Source organism: Rudanella lutea DSM 19387 (assembly GCF_000383955.1).
GTDB classification, from domain to species: Bacteria; Bacteroidota; Bacteroidia; order Cytophagales; family Spirosomataceae; genus Rudanella; species Rudanella lutea.
Genome location: NZ_KB913013.1, coordinates 628,476 through 644,889, shown reverse-complemented (window position 1 = coordinate 644,889; position 16,414 = coordinate 628,476). Strand labels below are relative to the sequence as shown.

10 protein-coding genes are annotated in these 16,414 nt (G+C 51.7%); 6 read left to right on the top strand and 4 right to left on the bottom strand.

From position 1 onward, the window contains the following. Positions 1–92: 92 nt before the first annotated feature. From RUDLU_RS0102820 to RUDLU_RS0102805, 4 genes are all read right to left on the bottom strand, one after another. Positions 93–2,636 (bottom strand): DUF5686 and carboxypeptidase-like regulatory domain-containing protein, encoded by a 2,544-nt coding sequence (locus tag RUDLU_RS0102820; protein WP_019986832.1) that lies wholly within the window; start codon positions 2,634–2,636, stop codon positions 93–95. Positions 2,637–2,956: 320 nt separating this feature from the next. Next, complete coding sequence (locus RUDLU_RS0102815) at positions 2,957–6,343, bottom strand: PAS domain S-box protein (RefSeq protein WP_019986831.1); 3,387 nt, start codon at positions 6,341–6,343, stop codon at positions 2,957–2,959. Continuing rightward, the gene (locus RUDLU_RS0102810; RefSeq protein ID WP_027302700.1) at positions 6,330–7,469 is read right to left on the bottom strand and encodes an FIST signal transduction protein; all 1,140 of its coding nucleotides are present in this window, start codon (positions 7,467–7,469) and stop codon (positions 6,330–6,332) included. Before RUDLU_RS0102810 ends, RUDLU_RS0102815 begins: the two co-directional genes overlap by 14 nt. Positions 7,470–7,630: 161 nt before the next feature. Then, a complete protein-coding gene (locus RUDLU_RS0102805; RefSeq protein WP_019986829.1) occupies positions 7,631–8,983 on the bottom strand; it encodes a sigma-54-dependent transcriptional regulator in 1,353 nt (450 codons plus the stop codon). A gap of 211 nt (positions 8,984–9,194) precedes the next feature. Between RUDLU_RS0102805 and RUDLU_RS0102800 the strand changes: the two genes are divergently transcribed. The 6 genes from RUDLU_RS0102800 (at position 9,195) to RUDLU_RS0102775 (ending at position 16,410) form a co-directional block, all read left to right on the top strand. Next, positions 9,195–10,052, top strand: a complete 858-nt coding sequence (locus tag RUDLU_RS0102800) for a glycosyltransferase (protein ID WP_245581615.1) — start codon at positions 9,195–9,197, stop codon at positions 10,050–10,052. Between the two features lie 216 nt (positions 10,053–10,268). Beyond that, complete coding sequence (locus RUDLU_RS0102795; RefSeq protein WP_019986827.1) at positions 10,269–13,292, top strand: hypothetical protein; 3,024 nt, start codon at positions 10,269–10,271, stop codon at positions 13,290–13,292. 59 nt (positions 13,293–13,351) lie between these two features. Continuing rightward, entirely contained in the window at positions 13,352–14,116 is a 765-nt protein-coding gene (locus RUDLU_RS0102790; RefSeq protein WP_019986826.1) for a hypothetical protein, read from the top strand. After that, the gene (locus tag RUDLU_RS0102785; protein WP_019986825.1) at positions 14,117–14,668 is read left to right on the top strand and encodes a hypothetical protein; all 552 of its coding nucleotides are present in this window, start codon (positions 14,117–14,119) and stop codon (positions 14,666–14,668) included. Between the two features lie 23 nt (positions 14,669–14,691). Then, positions 14,692–15,894: a glycosyltransferase gene (locus RUDLU_RS0102780; RefSeq protein ID WP_019986824.1), complete on the top strand. Its 1,203-nt coding sequence runs from the start codon at positions 14,692–14,694 to the stop codon at positions 15,892–15,894. A 21-nt stretch (positions 15,895–15,915) separates the two neighbouring features. Further along, entirely contained in the window at positions 15,916–16,410 is a 495-nt protein-coding gene (locus RUDLU_RS0102775; RefSeq protein WP_019986823.1) for a GtrA family protein, read from the top strand. Positions 16,411–16,414 lie beyond the last annotated feature (4 nt).

The window sequence follows — 16,414 nt, the reverse complement described above, 5'->3', positions numbered from 1 at the left end:
CAACTAAAACCAACAACTAACAACGTGCAGCGAACAATATGTTTTCTACCAGATAGGGCAGTTGTTCACTGTTCGTTGCTCGTTGTTAGTTGTCAAAGTCCTACCCAGGCTGATACCTTGATGGCGAAGGGCGTTACGCCGGGGTTGTCGCGGTAGGTGAGTCGGTGTGTGGCATCGACGCGGAACAGCTTGAATATATTGTCGATACCGTAGCCCAGTTCAATGTAAGGCACCTTGCCCAGCGATTGAAAACCCGTAACCGGCTGACCCAGATCGTTGACGGGGGCTACCAGCCGCACATTTTCGGGGCGAATGCCACCTGCCATGATGCGACCTGTGACTAACGTACGCCATTTGAGCCGCTTAATGGCCGGAATCCGGTTGAAAAATAAACCCTCGAAGTTGTGCTCAACGTGTGCCGATGCGTAGCGATCGGTCGCAAACTCGAAGAAGTTCATCAGGTTGTACGCGTTGTATACGTAAAAAGAGGTCTCGTTGCCAAGTGGGATAAACAGCAACGGATACGGCACCCGCGAGGGTATCAGGCCTGCCCCCAGCGTGTAGCTCGTGCGGCCCAGCACCCCCATTCGAAATGAGTGCTTCATCTCCAGCTGAAACCGCCCGTAGGGCACATACGAAGCCGAGCTGTTGTGCAGGCCGAGTGTGTACCGAAATGTAAGTTCGGGCTTACGGGTGGCCCCAAAACTGAGCCGCTCATTGTCGCTTTGTACCACTACCTCATCGGGGGCAAACCGGGTTTCGAACACCATCTCGGCCGTCCGAAACTGGCTGCGAATACTCTCGTCGGCCGGATTATCGGGGTTGGCGTAGTACGCAAACGGAAACAGGGGGTTAAACGAGCGTTCGCGAAGGGTCACAGTCTGGGTAAACCCTTTGCCCAGTTCCCGCCGGATGTAAGCCGAGCTTTGTTCCTGCAGGTAAGGCCGCCGGATAATGCCAAAGCGGGAGTACGCCAGAAACAGGTAGTTGGTACCAATGTTTTCCGACGAAACACCCAGTCGCTCTAGGTCGTATGAGTGTCGGAAACCGACTACCGTCCAGGGTTTGCGCTTCAGAATATAATCAGCGCCGATAGCGTATTTAAAACGTTCGTCGCGGGTGCCGTACGCCAGATAGCCGCTGAGGGTCCACCGGCGGCTGAAATAGCTGTTTGTACGGAGACCCACCCGAAACCGGTTGCCTTCGATATCGTTGTTGGCATAGGTGTAGAGCAGAGGGCCTACGTCGACGTTGACCTTGCCGATGGGCTGGTACCCGTTGGCAAACAGCCGGATAGCCTCGCCGGTAACTTTCACAATAGGCACATTGCGTACCGAATCGACTACCCGAAACGCCCGTAGTTCATCGGCCGAGATGGAGTCGGGGCGGGCCGCCTGCCAGTACCCTTTGGGCACATCGCGATAGTCGTCGGCCAGTTCGAGCGAGGGGCTGTAAAACGAGAGCGGCTGCGGCTGGTTGATTACGATGTTGCGGGCTGAGGCAAAAAAACGGACCAGCGCACCGGGGGCGTTGGGCGTCAGTTCGTCGGTGTCGATACGGACTTCGGTACGCACCGGTAAGCGGGCCCCGCCGGGTAGGGTTTCCAGCTCCTGCCCGACCCTAATTTCGTCGATGAAATTGATATTGGCGCGCCGGTCAATGCGGGTTTCAATCTGCACCAGACCCAGCCGGTTGGTATCGAGCCAGGCCGTACCCACAAATGCCAGATCAGTGGCGCGTTTGGGTTCAAAGTCGATTTCGTAGCAGATCTGATCGCCCACGGCGACCGTATCCATCATCTGCACTTTATAAAGGGCTTCCCAGGCTTCGCCCAACGGCGAAGGGATGTCTTTGCGTAATACCCGGACGTAGTTCTGGTAGAAGTTGTACTGCTGAAACGAAGCGCCGGTAAATTGCGAAAGCAGACCCCCTTCCTGAATCCCGACGGCTTTGATCTGGGTTTTCAGGATTTTTTCCTTCGTTCGGTCGGGTTGGTTGCGCTGGTAGTATTCCGAGTGATTTTCAGTAATGAAGACCGGAACGGCCGGTTGCCCACTTTCGTCGGTGATAGCGGGTAGCCGGTTCAGCACCTTGCCGATGGGCCCCTTGCGCCGGACTACCGTTTCGCCATTGCGTTTGGTCCGGGTCTTCTTTTCAACGTTGTTGATATATGCTTCAACCTTTGTGTAGCTTTCGTACTGAAAGGCGCTCAGTTGTTCGGGGTTGAACTCATTGCGCCGGGTAAGGGCCGCCCGGAGGACCCTGTACGCAGGGTCGCCCCCTTTGCCATAAACGCGTACCTCCTGAAGCCGGTTTTCGGCGGATTCGAGCGCAATAGTCAGCGTCTGGACAGGTTCGCGGGTGAGCGCCACGGCCTTCGTTCGGAACCCCAGACTGGTTACCAGAAGGGAATCGCCAATTTGGGTGGTCTTGAGCTGAAAACGCCCCTCAGCGTCGGCTGTTGTGCCCACGGTGCGGCCTTTGATGGACAGCGAAGCAAAGGGTACGCCCGCATTATTGGCAGCCTCCTTTACCTGGCCCGTAATGGTGTAAACAACCTGCGCCTGCAGTGTTACCGGCAACAGGAGTAAAAACCAGACAAGGCCAGAAATCACAAATCGTATCGAAGGAATCATGAACAGCGGGAAAATGAGAATCGTCCTATTAACGGCAAACCCGTCAACTTGGTTTACCAGCTAACAAATATTGTGATGAACGGTAGAGAAAACCCAGACGTGATTGCTTACAGGGGCGTAAGCGGGTCGGTGAGCAGAAAAGAATAATACTATTCTGGGATTATTTTGTTCAGGGCGTCCGGGCTGGGATTTCTACTAACAGGGGTATCCGTACACTCATAAGGGGTTGCGAGCGTGTGCGGATGGCTAAAAATTGAGTGAGCGGGTCTGTACCAGCACAAGCCACCCCAACTGTAAACTCTAAACTGTAGACTGTAAACCTATTGTTGCAGTGCCTGTAGCTGAACTACAACCCGGTTGACGATCGTGTCGAGCCGGGTGAGGAGAGTTTCGAGCTGTGCCGTCGTTTGATAGACCGTGGCTTTCTTTTCGATTTCCCGAATCGGTTCCTTGAGCGAATCGATTCCTAAATTATCGATCGAGGGCTTGATGCGATGGGCTGTCTTGGCAACCCGCTCAAAATCGCGGTTGGCGTAAGCCTCTTTGATTTCGGCGACCGAAGCCGGTACGTGCTGGATAAACAGTTCAATCATTTTGTGCACAAACTCATCATTGCCGCGTGCAATGGTCTCCAGCGCCGTGAGGTTATAAAGCGGTAGGATGTCGGCCTCGTTGTGTTGGGGGACCGCTTTTTGTTTGTCAATCCATTTACCAACAACCGAGAGTAACTGGGATTCCTCAAACGGTTTGGAGAGATAGTCACTCATGCCGGCGGCAATAAACTTCTCACTGTCACCTTTGACCGCCAGTGCCGTCAGGGCAATTACAGGCAGCTGCGTGCTAATGTGCTTCCGGATGGCCTGCGTAGCCTCCACACCGTCCATGACGGGCATCTGCACGTCCATCAAAACCAGATCTACGGGCTTTTCTTTGAGCTTTTCGAGGGCCTCCTGGCCATTCTGCGCTTCTTCGATCAGGGCTCCGTAGGTACGCAGGATCGTAGAGGCCACCAACCGATTCATCTCGTTATCGTCGGCCACCAGAATCCGCTTACCCGCCAAAATCTCAACGTTGGTGAAGCCGGGTTCCTTAATAGGCAACTGCTCTTCGGTGCCTTTCTGAAACGACACCATAAACGAGACCGTCGTGCCAACGCCCTTCTGGCTTTCAACCTCAATGGTACCCTCCATCAGTTCAACCAGATGTTTGCAAATGCTCATGCCGAGGCCGGTGCCGCCGAAGCGCCGGGTAACCGACTCGTCTTCCTGCTGAAACTTTTTGAAGAGGCTTTTGACAAACGATTGATCCATGCCAATGCCCGTGTCTTTCACGGTTACGCGGATGGTTTGCTGGCTCTCGTCGTCGCTCACAACACGGCAATTAATGTCGACGCTCCCTTTCTCCGTGAACTTAATCGCGTTCGAAATGAGGTTGATGAGTATCTGATTGAGCCGGTAGGGGTCGCCCAGCAGTACGGGCGAGAGCCGATCATCGCAGAACGAGTTGACCAGCGCCAACCCCTTTTCTTCGGCTTTGTGCATCAGCACCTGCATCACCTGCCCAACTACCTGTTTCGGCTCGAAACCGATTTTTTCGAGGGAGAGCTGCCCGGCCTCAATCTTCGATAAATCCAGAATATCGTTGATGATGATCAGCAGATGGTCGGTAGCCGACTGGATGGTGTTGACAAAAAACTGCTGTTCGGAGTTGAGCGCCGTTTTGTTGAGCTGGTTCGCCATACCCATGATCGCGTTCATGGGTGTGCGGATTTCGTGGCTCATATTGGCCAGAAATAGCTCTTTCGCCTTCGTCGATTCCTCGGCGGCCACTTTGGCCTGCGTCAGTTCGAGTTCCAGTTTTTTCTGGCGGGTGATGTCAACATGAGTGCCAATAATTTTCAGGGGTTTGCCATCGTCGGATGTCTCCGTGACTACCCCCCGGTCGAGTACCCAATGCACCGATCCATTCCGGTGAATCATCCTATACTCGTAATGGTGATTATTGATACGCCCGTTTTTGTAATTCTCGTCATTCTGCTGCAGAATATGCCGGTCATCAGGATGAACGCGGCTCCACCATAAACTGGCCAGGTCGGGGTACTCATCCATCGAAAAACCGAGCATGGCATTGTCGGGGTTCGAAAACGAAGTGACCCCGGTTCGGAAATCATGTTCCCAGTAGTTGTCGCCCACGTTGGTGAGCGCCATTTTGAGCCGTTCCTCATATTCTTTCACTTTCCGCTGGGCTACTTTCTCCTCCGAAATGTCTTCGAGCATCGCAAAATAGTGCGAAATGGCTCCGTCTTTTCCCACAACGGGCTGGCTGTGCGCCCGGCCCCAGAACCAAGAGCCGTCTTTGCGGTAAAAAATCAACTCACCTGTGTACGGCTCGTCCAGCTTGAACAGGTTCTGCAACCGCTTCAGCGCTACAGGGTCGGTAAGTGGCCCCCGCAACAGGCAAGCCGGGTGCTCGGCCAGGATTTCGGCGTTTGAATAGCCGGTAATTCGGCTTAGGCCTTCATTGGCCCAGGTAATCCGGCCATTCAGATCGGCAAATACAATTCCGTTTTTATTGGCACTCGCCACCAGTGACAGGCCTTCGAGCTGTGCTTCATTCTTTTTGCGTTCCGAAATGTCGCGGATAAACGAGCAGAAAAACTCATTGTCGCCCTGCTGCACCGGAATAATGTACAGCTCAATCGGGAAGTGCTCACCGTTGCGGTTTACAGCCTCCAGTTCCATTTGTTTGCCCAGTACCGGACCCTTGTGGGTATTATGGTAGCGGGCCATCCCCTGTGAATGCGCTGCCCGGTGCACCTCCGGGATAATCCGGTCGGCGAGTTGGGTCCCAATAACCTCGTGCGCCTGCCAGCCAAAAATTTTCTCGGCCTGCGGGTTCCAGAATGTAATGGCACCCGTCATGTCGATGGTGATAATAGCGTCGAGGGCCCCGTTCATGATCAGGCGGTTTTTCAACTCGCTCTGTTCAAGGGCGTCCTGTGCTTTTTTGCGCTCGGTAATATCCGTATAGCTCCAGAGGTGCCCTTTGTAGCGTTCATCGATGTAGATCGGGATGTAGTCGCGCTGAAAAATAGTACCGTTGGCCAGCTCCAGAATCTCCCCCGTCACCAGCTGCTTATTCTTCAGAATCAGGCTGATGTTCTGGACAAACTCCTCGGGGTTTCGAAAGAGGTCTTTGGTTTGTTCGGCGGTGTTGCTGCAGTCGATACCCGGCATTTGCCTAGGGTTCAGCGGAATGCCGAACAGGTTGCAGAAACCCTGATTGCAGTAAACAATTTTGCGGTTTTCATCTTCGAGCAGAATCCCACTGCGCATATTGGCAATGAGCGAGATAAACACCTCTTCGGCACTTTTTCGCTTACTTACCTGCTGGTATAGTAGCCGGGCGATCGTCAGCAGGTCGTCGGAGTCGGGTTGAAGTTCGACCTCCGAAATAGCGTTCACGGCCTCCCGCAACTGTTCGACCGACTGCCTCCGGACGGTAATTTCGTGTTTGAGCTTGTTGTTGAGCTCCACGTATTCTTCCTCGCTGATGCTAAAGGCCCGCTCGGCCAGTTCGCGATCGCGGTTCAGGGTTTTGTATGACTCATTAACAACGTCGAGAAATTTTGCCAGAGCCGGGTTATCCCGCAGGTCGTCGGGCAGGTATTTGCTTACCTGCTTGGCCAGCATTTTATGGTAATTCATAAAACGATGTGATGGTCATGGTCTGGTTATGCAGTTGGCAATCCCCACCATTGGGAAAGGGGGAGAGTTCGCCATTGGCATAAAATCCAATCAGGGGAACGTTGCTGCCCAAGGTTTGGCTTACAGCCTCTACCTCTTCGTCAATGTGCGGGCCCAGGACCAGCTTTCGCCCTACGCAGCTGATGAGCAGCGAGAAGTGCGGATGATGGTGCAGCGGATCGACCAACTGCCGGGCGGCTGTGGAGGCCGCCGAGGTCAGGCGGTCAAAGTTGGCCTTCATAAACCGGACCTTCGAACCGACCGGTACATCGCCCGCAAAGGTCATGGTTTTCCGCTCCGTATCGACCGACAGGATTGTCCGGACAATAGGTTGCTCGACACCCGGCATCAGCACCGACAACGGGAAGAGCAGGGCAGAGGCTGGCAGGTCGTCGGCATCGGAGCCGAGGTATTTCATATACAGGTCGAGGGCGTTTTGGTGATCAATTTCGTGCAGGATATTACTCTCCGAATGCGTCACCTCCTTTTCAAGTCCAAACGTATCCCACCCGCCTTCAGACCCGTGCCGGACAATCAGCTTGTCGCCGTAAAAACCAATGGCAATGATGTTGCCTTCTGCAGGTTGGGTATTCAGCCCCAGCAGGGTCGATTTAAAGTTGGCGGCATCGCCCGCCAGGCCGCCTGTAATGAGCAGGTTATCTGTAGCGACATTGAGCCCCTGCGCCAGTTCACTTCCGTTGACCAGACTCCCATCCGACAGTATCAGCAAGTACGTGAGGCCCTCGGTCGGTAACTGACGCACCAGTGCCTGCGCGGCTTCGTAACTCGACGCGTACTGACGTACATTGACCGAAGCCGTCTGAATCGTGGTCTCGCGGAACGCAACGGCCAGCCCTACCAGCGAATCATCCTGAACGGTATCGTGGTAGATTTCGCCCGAGGTACTGCACAACGCAATCTGAGCGTGTGGGAATCGGGCTCTTACCTGATCATAAATGGTTTCGGAGCGAAGAATGTAATCGGCTGCAAAGCAAAGGAATAACTGAACGTCAGTATCAGGTAGTGACTGGCTGACGGGATGTCGACTCCAGGTGTTATCTGACAACTGAACAAGTGCCGTGCGCATAGAGCGGATCTGCTAAGATGGGATGAAGATAAAAACTAGATAAAAAAATAGTGCCAGTAGCTAACCTGTTAGTTAATGTATTGATAGTTAAAGGTTTATGTTTTTATTTTTTTTGACTTCTTTCCGAAAAAAGGAAAATTATCCAAATTTCGGATAAAGTTTTAGGTGATCTCGCCCGATTGAATCATTTTATAAATGGTGCTTTTGCCAATGTCGAGCTGCCGGGCGGTAGCCAGTACGTCATCGTTGTTTTTGCGCAGGTAGTACTTGACAATATCGCAGGTGTATTGTCGAAGGGTCTTGAGTTCGCCTGTAAACAGTTCTTCTTCCCGCAGTTCGCTGAATATAATGTCGTTATCTCTGATCTCGTTGTTTTCGCACATAACCGCGGCCAAATCCACCACGGCTTTTAGTTCCCGCACATTGCCGGGGAAGGGGTAGCGCAGAAGCTTCTCTTTTGCTCCTTTGGTTAGTTGAATAGGCTCCAGATGGTTTTCTTTCGTAAAGGCATCAATGAAGTGTTTGGCCAGAATAAGTACATCGTTGCCGCGTTCGCGCAGGGGAGGCAGGTGAATCGGCAGGCCCATGATTCGAAAGTAGAGGTCTTCCCGAAAGAGACCCTTTTTCACTTCCTGCGCCAGATTCTTGTGCGTGGCTACAATGAGCCGAATATCGAGCTTTACTTTTTCCTGACCCCCTACTCGAACCACCTCGCGCTCCTGAAGCACCCGCAAAAGCTTGCTCTGAATGTTCAGGTCCATCTCGGCAATCTCGTCGAGGAAAATGGTACCGCCGTTGGCTTCTTCAAACTTACCAATCTTGCGGACCAGCGCACCCGTAAAAGCGCCTTTCTCGTGGCCAAACAGTTCGCTCTCGACCAGTTCGCGGGGGACGGCCGCCATATTGACCGCAACAAAGTTTTTCCTTTTCCGGTCGCTGTTGTAGTGAATGGCCTTGGCCACCACCTCTTTGCCCGTACCCGTCTCGCCCGTGATCGAAACATTAATTTTAACTTTTATGGCTTTTTCCATCAGCGCAAATACCTTTTTAAGGCTTTCGTGCTGACCAATAAGGGTTTTACTGAACGAGAACTTCTGCCCCAGTTCTTCGCGCAGGTGCTCAACTTCTTTTTTGAGACTCTGGTTTTCCCGGATCCGGATGATACTGTTCCAGAGCAGGTCCTTGGTAGTATCGTCCTTCACCAGATAATCGGTAACCCCCATTTTCAGGAGATTGATGGCCACCGAAATGTCTTCCTGTGAACTGATCACAATGACCGGAACTCCGGGCATCAGGTTCCGAATCTTTCCAAACAGCTTGTCACCGGTGGTGTCGGGCAGCGAAAAATCAAGCACAAACAGGTCGGGGCGTAACTCCAGGTTGTCGAGGCAGTCCTGTCCGGTTGTAAAGCGGACCAGTTTATGGTCTGGGTTCAGGCTCAGGTGATATTCCAGAATCTCGCCGTACCAAGGGTCATCTTCAACTATAAAAATGGTGTAGGCTTCGGCTTTCATCTTATATATATCGCTTTGTTCTTTTTGGACTGAAACTTACAACCGTCGAATGTTTTTATGACAACATAGTGCCTAATCAGGAATGTTTTTCCGAAATATGGAAAAAATTAGCATGAACGCTCTATTAAGTATCTGATTATCAATGGTGTTGTTCGTTGGCATTCGAATTGGAATAATGTCTGTTATCAGGCTAACCATTAATCCCACGAAAATGCTTGAGTCTAAAGATACAAACCGAATGGTTATTAGCAAACCTTCCGACACTGTCGTTTCAAGTCACCGTTACGGCATTATTGTCCCCTGTTTCAATGAGGAAATTCGTTTCCCATTTGGTAGTTTTCTTTCATTTGCCAAGAAGCATCCCACGGTTTTATTGTGCTTCGTAAACGATGGGAGTAATGATAAAACCGTTGCGCTGCTAAGAGGTATTCAGGCGGAGTCTCCCGAAAATATTTCGGTGTTTTCCATGAAGAAAAATGGCGGCAAATCGGAAGCGGTGCGTCAGGGTATGTTGTATGTGCACCAAAAATTTAACGTGGAATTATTGGGTTTTCTGGATGCCGACCTGGCTACCAAACCGGAAGAATGGCTACAGATGGCACAATATCGGGATCAGTACCCGCAATTTGGTGCTATTATCGGTAGTCGTATCAAGCGACTGGGAGCCAACATCCGCCGGGACGATAGTCGCTCGCTCTTTAGTAGTGTAGTGAAACTCGCTATTAAGGTAATCCTGAATGCCTCGTTTCAGGATACCCAATGTGGGGCCAAAGTTTTTCATCGGAGTCTGGTACCTTATCTATTCAAGCAATCGTTTATGACGCCCTGGTTGTTCGATGTTGAAATCTTCCTGCGTCTGCAAAAGAAGTTTGGTAAATCATCACTGCAGAAGGGAGTACTAGAATATCCATTAATGCACTGGACGGAGGTAGGCGAATCGAAGCTAAAATTGAAGCACACCATCAAAATTCCGATGCAGTTAATGCAGCTCTATTATCAATACCGCTTGCCGGCGTTTCTGCAATTCGAAGCTCACCCTGAATTCCGGTCGAGTAAAGCCGATAAGTAGTTTTGATAAAGGTAGCCTCCAACATTGTCTGATTGCACCAATTTGAAGCTAGTTACCTTTATCGCTTTGCAAGAATTCGCTCACACAAACAGGTTTTCAGAAAGGCGATCTAACAAGAGGTGTAGTTAATAGTATTGGCATTTCCTATATTAGCCTATGCCTGAGAAAAGGTAAGTAGATTGTGCCAGCCTTCTGTCCACTGATAGCCAATACGTTGTGAATGATTTCAAGCAAACTATCTGGAACGATTATTTTGGGAAAAAATTATTGCTGGTGGCCATGTCGCTTACCTTGCTGACCCACGGCGTAATTATCTACTATACATTGCCCAGAACGTACGATGCCTTCGTTCACATCTTCTTCGCCGACCACTACGCCCGCTTTTGGTTCGAACCTTGGGAGTATCGGTGGTACACGGGTTTTCTGACTATCAGTTACCCTCCTTTGGTTCACCAATTGATTGCGCTGATCAGTAAGGTGTTTCCGCTGAAGGTGGCATTTTGCATCTACGCCATTAGTATCTTTCAGGTGTTACTGGTGGGGGTTTACCGATTTTCCAAGTTATTCTTCGACAAGACGGTGGCCGGTGTAGCGGCTTTGCTAACGGTTGTTCTGTCGTCGATCGTCGAAACGCTGCACGTATACGGCCAAATGCCAACGTTGACGGGTTTATCGTTTCTGCTGAACGCGCTGCCTTTTCTGTACCAGTATATGGTCAGGCGACGTCCTATCTACCTCGTGATGGCGCTGGCTTTTCTGGCGGTTGTCATTTGCTCGCATCACGTGACCGCCATTTTCGGGATGGCCTTTTTCATTATGCCAACCCTGTTTATGGCGTTGGTAGATGGACTACCGGCCCATGAGCGAGCCCAAAACCTGTTGGGGTTTGCCTGGGCTATGGTGAAGGCGGCTTTTGCGCGCTACCGCCAGTTTATTCTGTTTGGTGGACTCATGCTGACAATGGCCGTCGGGCTGATTTTTCCGTACTGGTACTGGAGCAAAACTGATCCCATTACCCAGGTTTCGATTCCGCATGGCTCCCGCGACAACTTTCTGAAGGTCAGCTCGTCGGGCTTAATATTTTTTGTCATTCCTCTGTCGCTCGTGTTTGCGCTGCTGCCAGCCATTTCGTATTCGATTACGCGTCAACGGCGTTTTATTGGCTGGGCGGTGGCATTTTTTGGGTGTTTGCTGCTGGGAAGCGGGGGCACTACGCCCTTACCCAAGATGCTGCTCGGTGCTAACGCATTCAATATCCTGACGCTCGACCGGTTCGGCTTTTGGGCGTCTATCATTGCGATCCCGTTCATGGCCAAGTTTATCTATTCCTTTCTGGCCGGGAGCGTGCAGGCGTATTGGACCAGTCGGTTCAGGGCCCCCAACCACTTCGTGCTATCGGCCACGACCGGGTTTTCGTACCTGTTGTTTATTCTGTTCATTTTTCATCTGGGCAGCTTCCGGCCGCTACAGCCAAAGGAAGTCGAGATCCAGCCCATTCTTAATTTTCTGAATCGGGACGAACATATGCGCTGGCGGTTCCTGACGCTTGGGTTCGGCGATCAGATGGCCTGGCTCAGTGCCAACTCGCTGGCTGCTTCGGTCGATGGCAACTACCATTCGGCCCGGCGATTGCCCGAGCTAACTACCCGGCCGGTGGAGCGCCTGGAGAATGCCAAATTTTCGGGTGATGAAGGCATGGCATCGCTGGAGGATTTTTTGGTCAATTCGGAAAAATATAGCCTGAAGTACGTTTTCAGCAACGATCGATACTACGATCCCCTGCTTTACTACAATGGCTGGAGCCGAACGATTCGTCTCGAAAATGGAATCATGGTTTGGGAAAAAGGGAATATCTCCACCATCAGGCCGGTTACGCCCAAAGCGATTCATCCCTTTCTGAAAATGACATGGGGCCTGTTTCCGGTATGTAGCTTAGGCATGGCCATTCTGCTCACCGCTTTTTACATGATCCTGTACAAGCAGAAAGGCTATTTCGAAGCGGTACCCAGCACGGGCGATACATACCCCCGGTCGGTCGCCTTGTCGTCGTCGCTGCTGCCGCTGATCTTTTCGGGCGGGTTTATGGTGAATCAGGTCTACGAGTTGTTGCTGGTCGATGAGCAGAAAGACCCGCTTTCGACCGTGCTCCATTATTACAATCATCTTGATTTTCAGCGGTTCGAGGAGGCTTTTCATTTTTTTAAACCCTTCCCTACGTATCCGTTCGACCAATATCTACTCGAAAAATCAGTGACCGACGGAGGGCTCTTACCCTCGTACGCCAAGCTGGACGATATTAAGGTCAGGCGGCTCCCTTCGGTTGGCGATACGGTTGCGGTGCAGGTATCGACGAATTGGCGGACCGCACTCGGCTACTGGAAACGGACGGATTCGCTGCGGCTGGTTGAGGCCAGCAACAAGTGGTTTATCCTGCCGCCGAAGTTCATTCCTGAGATTCCCGACGAGCAGATGAGAAGTTATGCCTATACCCTGTTCAGGAAACAGGGTAAACGGGTCATCAGCAGTTTTCCGACGGTGAAGGATGATCGGGTGAAGAAGCCGTTTGCGGCTTTCAGGCAGGTAAATGTGATCCGGGATGGAGCGCTGAATGTGGTGACGGGGGAGATCCTGAACGCTGATGACATCCCGGTGAATATTGCCCTAAAAGTGACGGTTCGTTACCAGAACAACATCACCCGCGATTATTACCCCGGCACGGCTTTTCAGTACAATCTGTCGCCCAAAGCCAGTACGTATTTCCAGATCCGGCTGGATAGTACGCACGTCATGGATTCATTGAAGGTCAGTTCCCTAGAGGTGTACGGCAGCACGGACGTCAGCGAGCGAGGGTACATTCACGGGGGTACGATTGGCTATTCTGTGGGGCAGGGCCGGGGCGATTGGGTGCAGGTGCAGGCCAAACTCTACAATGAGCTGACAACCGAAATCAATATTCCCGGTCTGCTGATTGCCGAGAAAGACGAACAGGGCACCATTTGGCAGGTCAGGTTAGCGGTGCACAGCACGGCCGTGCGGAGTGGCCTGCATAAGCGCTTCTGTAAGTCGTTTCGGAAAATTCAGGGACACGCCCGGTTGATGAAACAGTACCCGTTGACTGTATTCATCAATGGGCAGAAGCGAACGATACTCCCCCTGCAACCCGACGCAATTGCCAACGCCAATCGGGGCATTTCGGTATTACCTCACTGTTTTTTAGCCCAGGAAATTTATCTGCAATGAGATCACTGGCTGCTTTGTTGGGTATCACACTGCTGGCAATGGGTTGCCAAAGGTCAGCCGTGAAAAAGCCTGTCTGGCTGAATCCGGCAGCGGTGGTTGCTGTGCCCGGTGCGCTGCTGCATTTTAACGGTAGTGCCGCCGATTGGCAGGCGTGTCTGTACAGCTTTACCCAGCCCATTCAGCTCAACGTTCGGTCCGGCGCATCCGGCTTTACGGTCTCGTTAGCGGGGGTGGGGGGCGTTCTGGAAGGACCGGCTCAGCTATGTTTGACAGCGGGTGAGCAGTCGTTTTATTTCCCGGTTGAGCTGCGAAACAGCAAAAGCGCAGCGATTACACCCAGAGATTATCGGTCGCCCAAAACGGTCAATCCCGACAGCAGCTTGCAGCAACAGCGGATCACCCATGCCGTGGATAGCTACCGGAATCTGATTCCGTCGGAAAAGGACGCCGGTTTTTTTGGGGAACAGGAGGTTAACCTGTCTCCGCGGTCGGCCACGTACCGCGCTATTCCGAACGAAAGCCTGACCGCTTATTATGTGCAACCCGGCTCCTGTACAGACATTCCGATCGAAGCCCGGTACCGGCGCGATGTGGATAGCTACCAGGTTACGGTTGGGCCTTTGGTAGACCGATACCAGAATCAGGTGGCCGACGGAACACTCGTCAATTTTATGTACGAAGGCTCCGGGGAGACGTATCGGATGGAGGCCACTGTACTGAATGGGTTTTCTACCGTTATGATACCCGCTGAGCACCGTAGTCGGTACCGGCTGAAGGCCGCGATTCAGAATGCGGTTTCGAAAACCATTACCCTGCAACCGTAAATGATACTCCGAATCTTGTTTGTTGGCCTCGCCGGGCTGGTCGTTAGCTTTTTCGTTTTACAGGGGAAAACCATGCAGCGGAACTCAGAAAAGCCTATTTTTCTGCGAACCGATTCCATCGCCGAAGCCCATCGGACCGACATAAAGGTGAGCGTGAACTCGCCTTACAAACCGAGTGATGAAGAGTTGGCCGCCTTAACGGCAGATTACAGCAACATCTGGGCTCATCTCAATCATCTCTACAGCACCAATGACGTCGAAGCGGGCAAAGAATATTACACGGAGGCCTGGTTCCGACAGATTTGTACGCATTATACCGGTGTGCAGCCGCAGCGGATTAGCCGAACGGATACGAAACACGACTGGCAGATTCGCAACTGGTCGAGCGATGGTCTGGTCTGCACAGCGATCGACAACGCCCTTCTTACCTATCAATATCCCGATCAAACCAAACGATCCACTCAGGTGCGCCTGGCCGTTGTCCTCCTGTTCCAGGGCGATCACTGGCGAATTGATGCCATGCGGTTTCTGAATGAATCACTTGTACAATAACCCCGACGAAACTAAAATCAGCTATGAAAATTGCGTTTGTATCGCCTTATCCCCCCAGTCAGGTAACACTCAATGAATATGGCTACCACCTGATCCGAAGCTTTGTTGGAAAACCAGAAGTTGAAGCCGTTTATGTGCTTACCAATCACCTCAACGATAACCTCCGCTACAGCCAGTATGCGCTTGAGGGCCTGGAGCTGATACCATGCTGGACTTTTAATAACTGGTTTAGCGTGCTGGATATTCGCGAGCAGCTTCAAGAGCTAAAGCCGGATGTCGTCATCCTGAACTTGCAGTTTATGACGTTTGGCGAAGGAAAAATCCCGGCCGCACTTGGCCTGCTGACCCCCTGGATGATCAAACAAATGGGAATTCCCTCGATCGTAATTCTGCACAATATAACCGAGACCGTTAAGCTCGATACGATTGGTATGGCGGAGAGTAAGCTGAAAGGTGATCTGTTTCTGTGGATCGGGAAGCAACTCACCAAATTCATTCTGAAGGCTGACCTGGTGGGTGTAACGATCTCGCAGTATGTAGACATTCTGAAAAGTAAGTATAAGGCCAAAAATGTCATTCTGTTACCCCATGGTAATTTTGAGCTACCTCCCCGCAAACCCGTTCCGGAGCCGCTGAAGGAAATAAACCTGATGGCGTTCGGCAAGTTTGGTACGTACAAAAAAGTGGAGGTGATGCTCGATGCCGTGAAACTGCTGGAACGTCGGTATCCGGACAGGAAATTTACGGCCACTATTGCAGGCACTGACAACCCCAACGTAAAAGGGTATCTGGACGGCATTCGGCAGCGGTATAGCGGTATGAGTAACCTGGTCTTCACCGGCTATGTGCCCGAAGAAAAAGTAGCCGATATTTTCCACGAGAGCACGTTTGTTATTTTCCCGTACACCACCACAACAGGTAGCTCGGGTATTCTGCACCAGGCTGGGAGTTATGCCCGGGCCTGTATTCTACCCAAGATCGACGATTTAGAGCGGGTCGTGGAAGAAGAAGGCTACGGTGGCGCGTACTTCGAGACCGATAATGCGGAGAGTATGGCCGATGCGGTGGCACATCTGATCGACCACCCCGAAGAGCGGAAGAAGATCGAAGAGATGAATTATGCGGCTGCCAAGGGGTTACCCATGAACGAACTGGCTCAGTGGTACCTGTCGCACATACAGCCGTTGGTTTTGTCGGAGAAGGGCCAGCCCCTGGCTATTCAATAACGTCAACAATTGATTGGTCTGATGAATTTTAAAAAAGGTATTAACGTCCTTCTGGATTTATTTTATCCGATTTTCAGGAAGGTGTTGCCCTTTCAGCTGTACGCCTATCTGGCCGTGGGTGCTATGAACACGGCACTCAATATTCTGTTGTTCGCGGCCATCTACGCGCTATTGCCCCAGCCGGGTTTGTTTATTAATGATTTTTTGGTTGCATCTTATACAATCAGTCTGGCTATCGCCTTTGTACTGACGGTACCGACCGGATACTGGTTGGCCAAAAACTTCGCGTTTCGTGAAAGCGGGGGAGGAGAAAGGCAGGCAGGGCAGCGACTGGGTAAGTACGTTCTGGTTGTGCTACAGGGGTTAGGGTCAGATTATCTTTTGATGAAGGCGATGATCGTTTTTCTGGACATCCACCCAACGGTTGCCAAGATTATCTCAACCGTAGTTGTGCTTACATTGAATTACCTGTTGCAAAAGTATTTTACGTTCAAGTCGCAACGGGTAACTCCGTAACGAG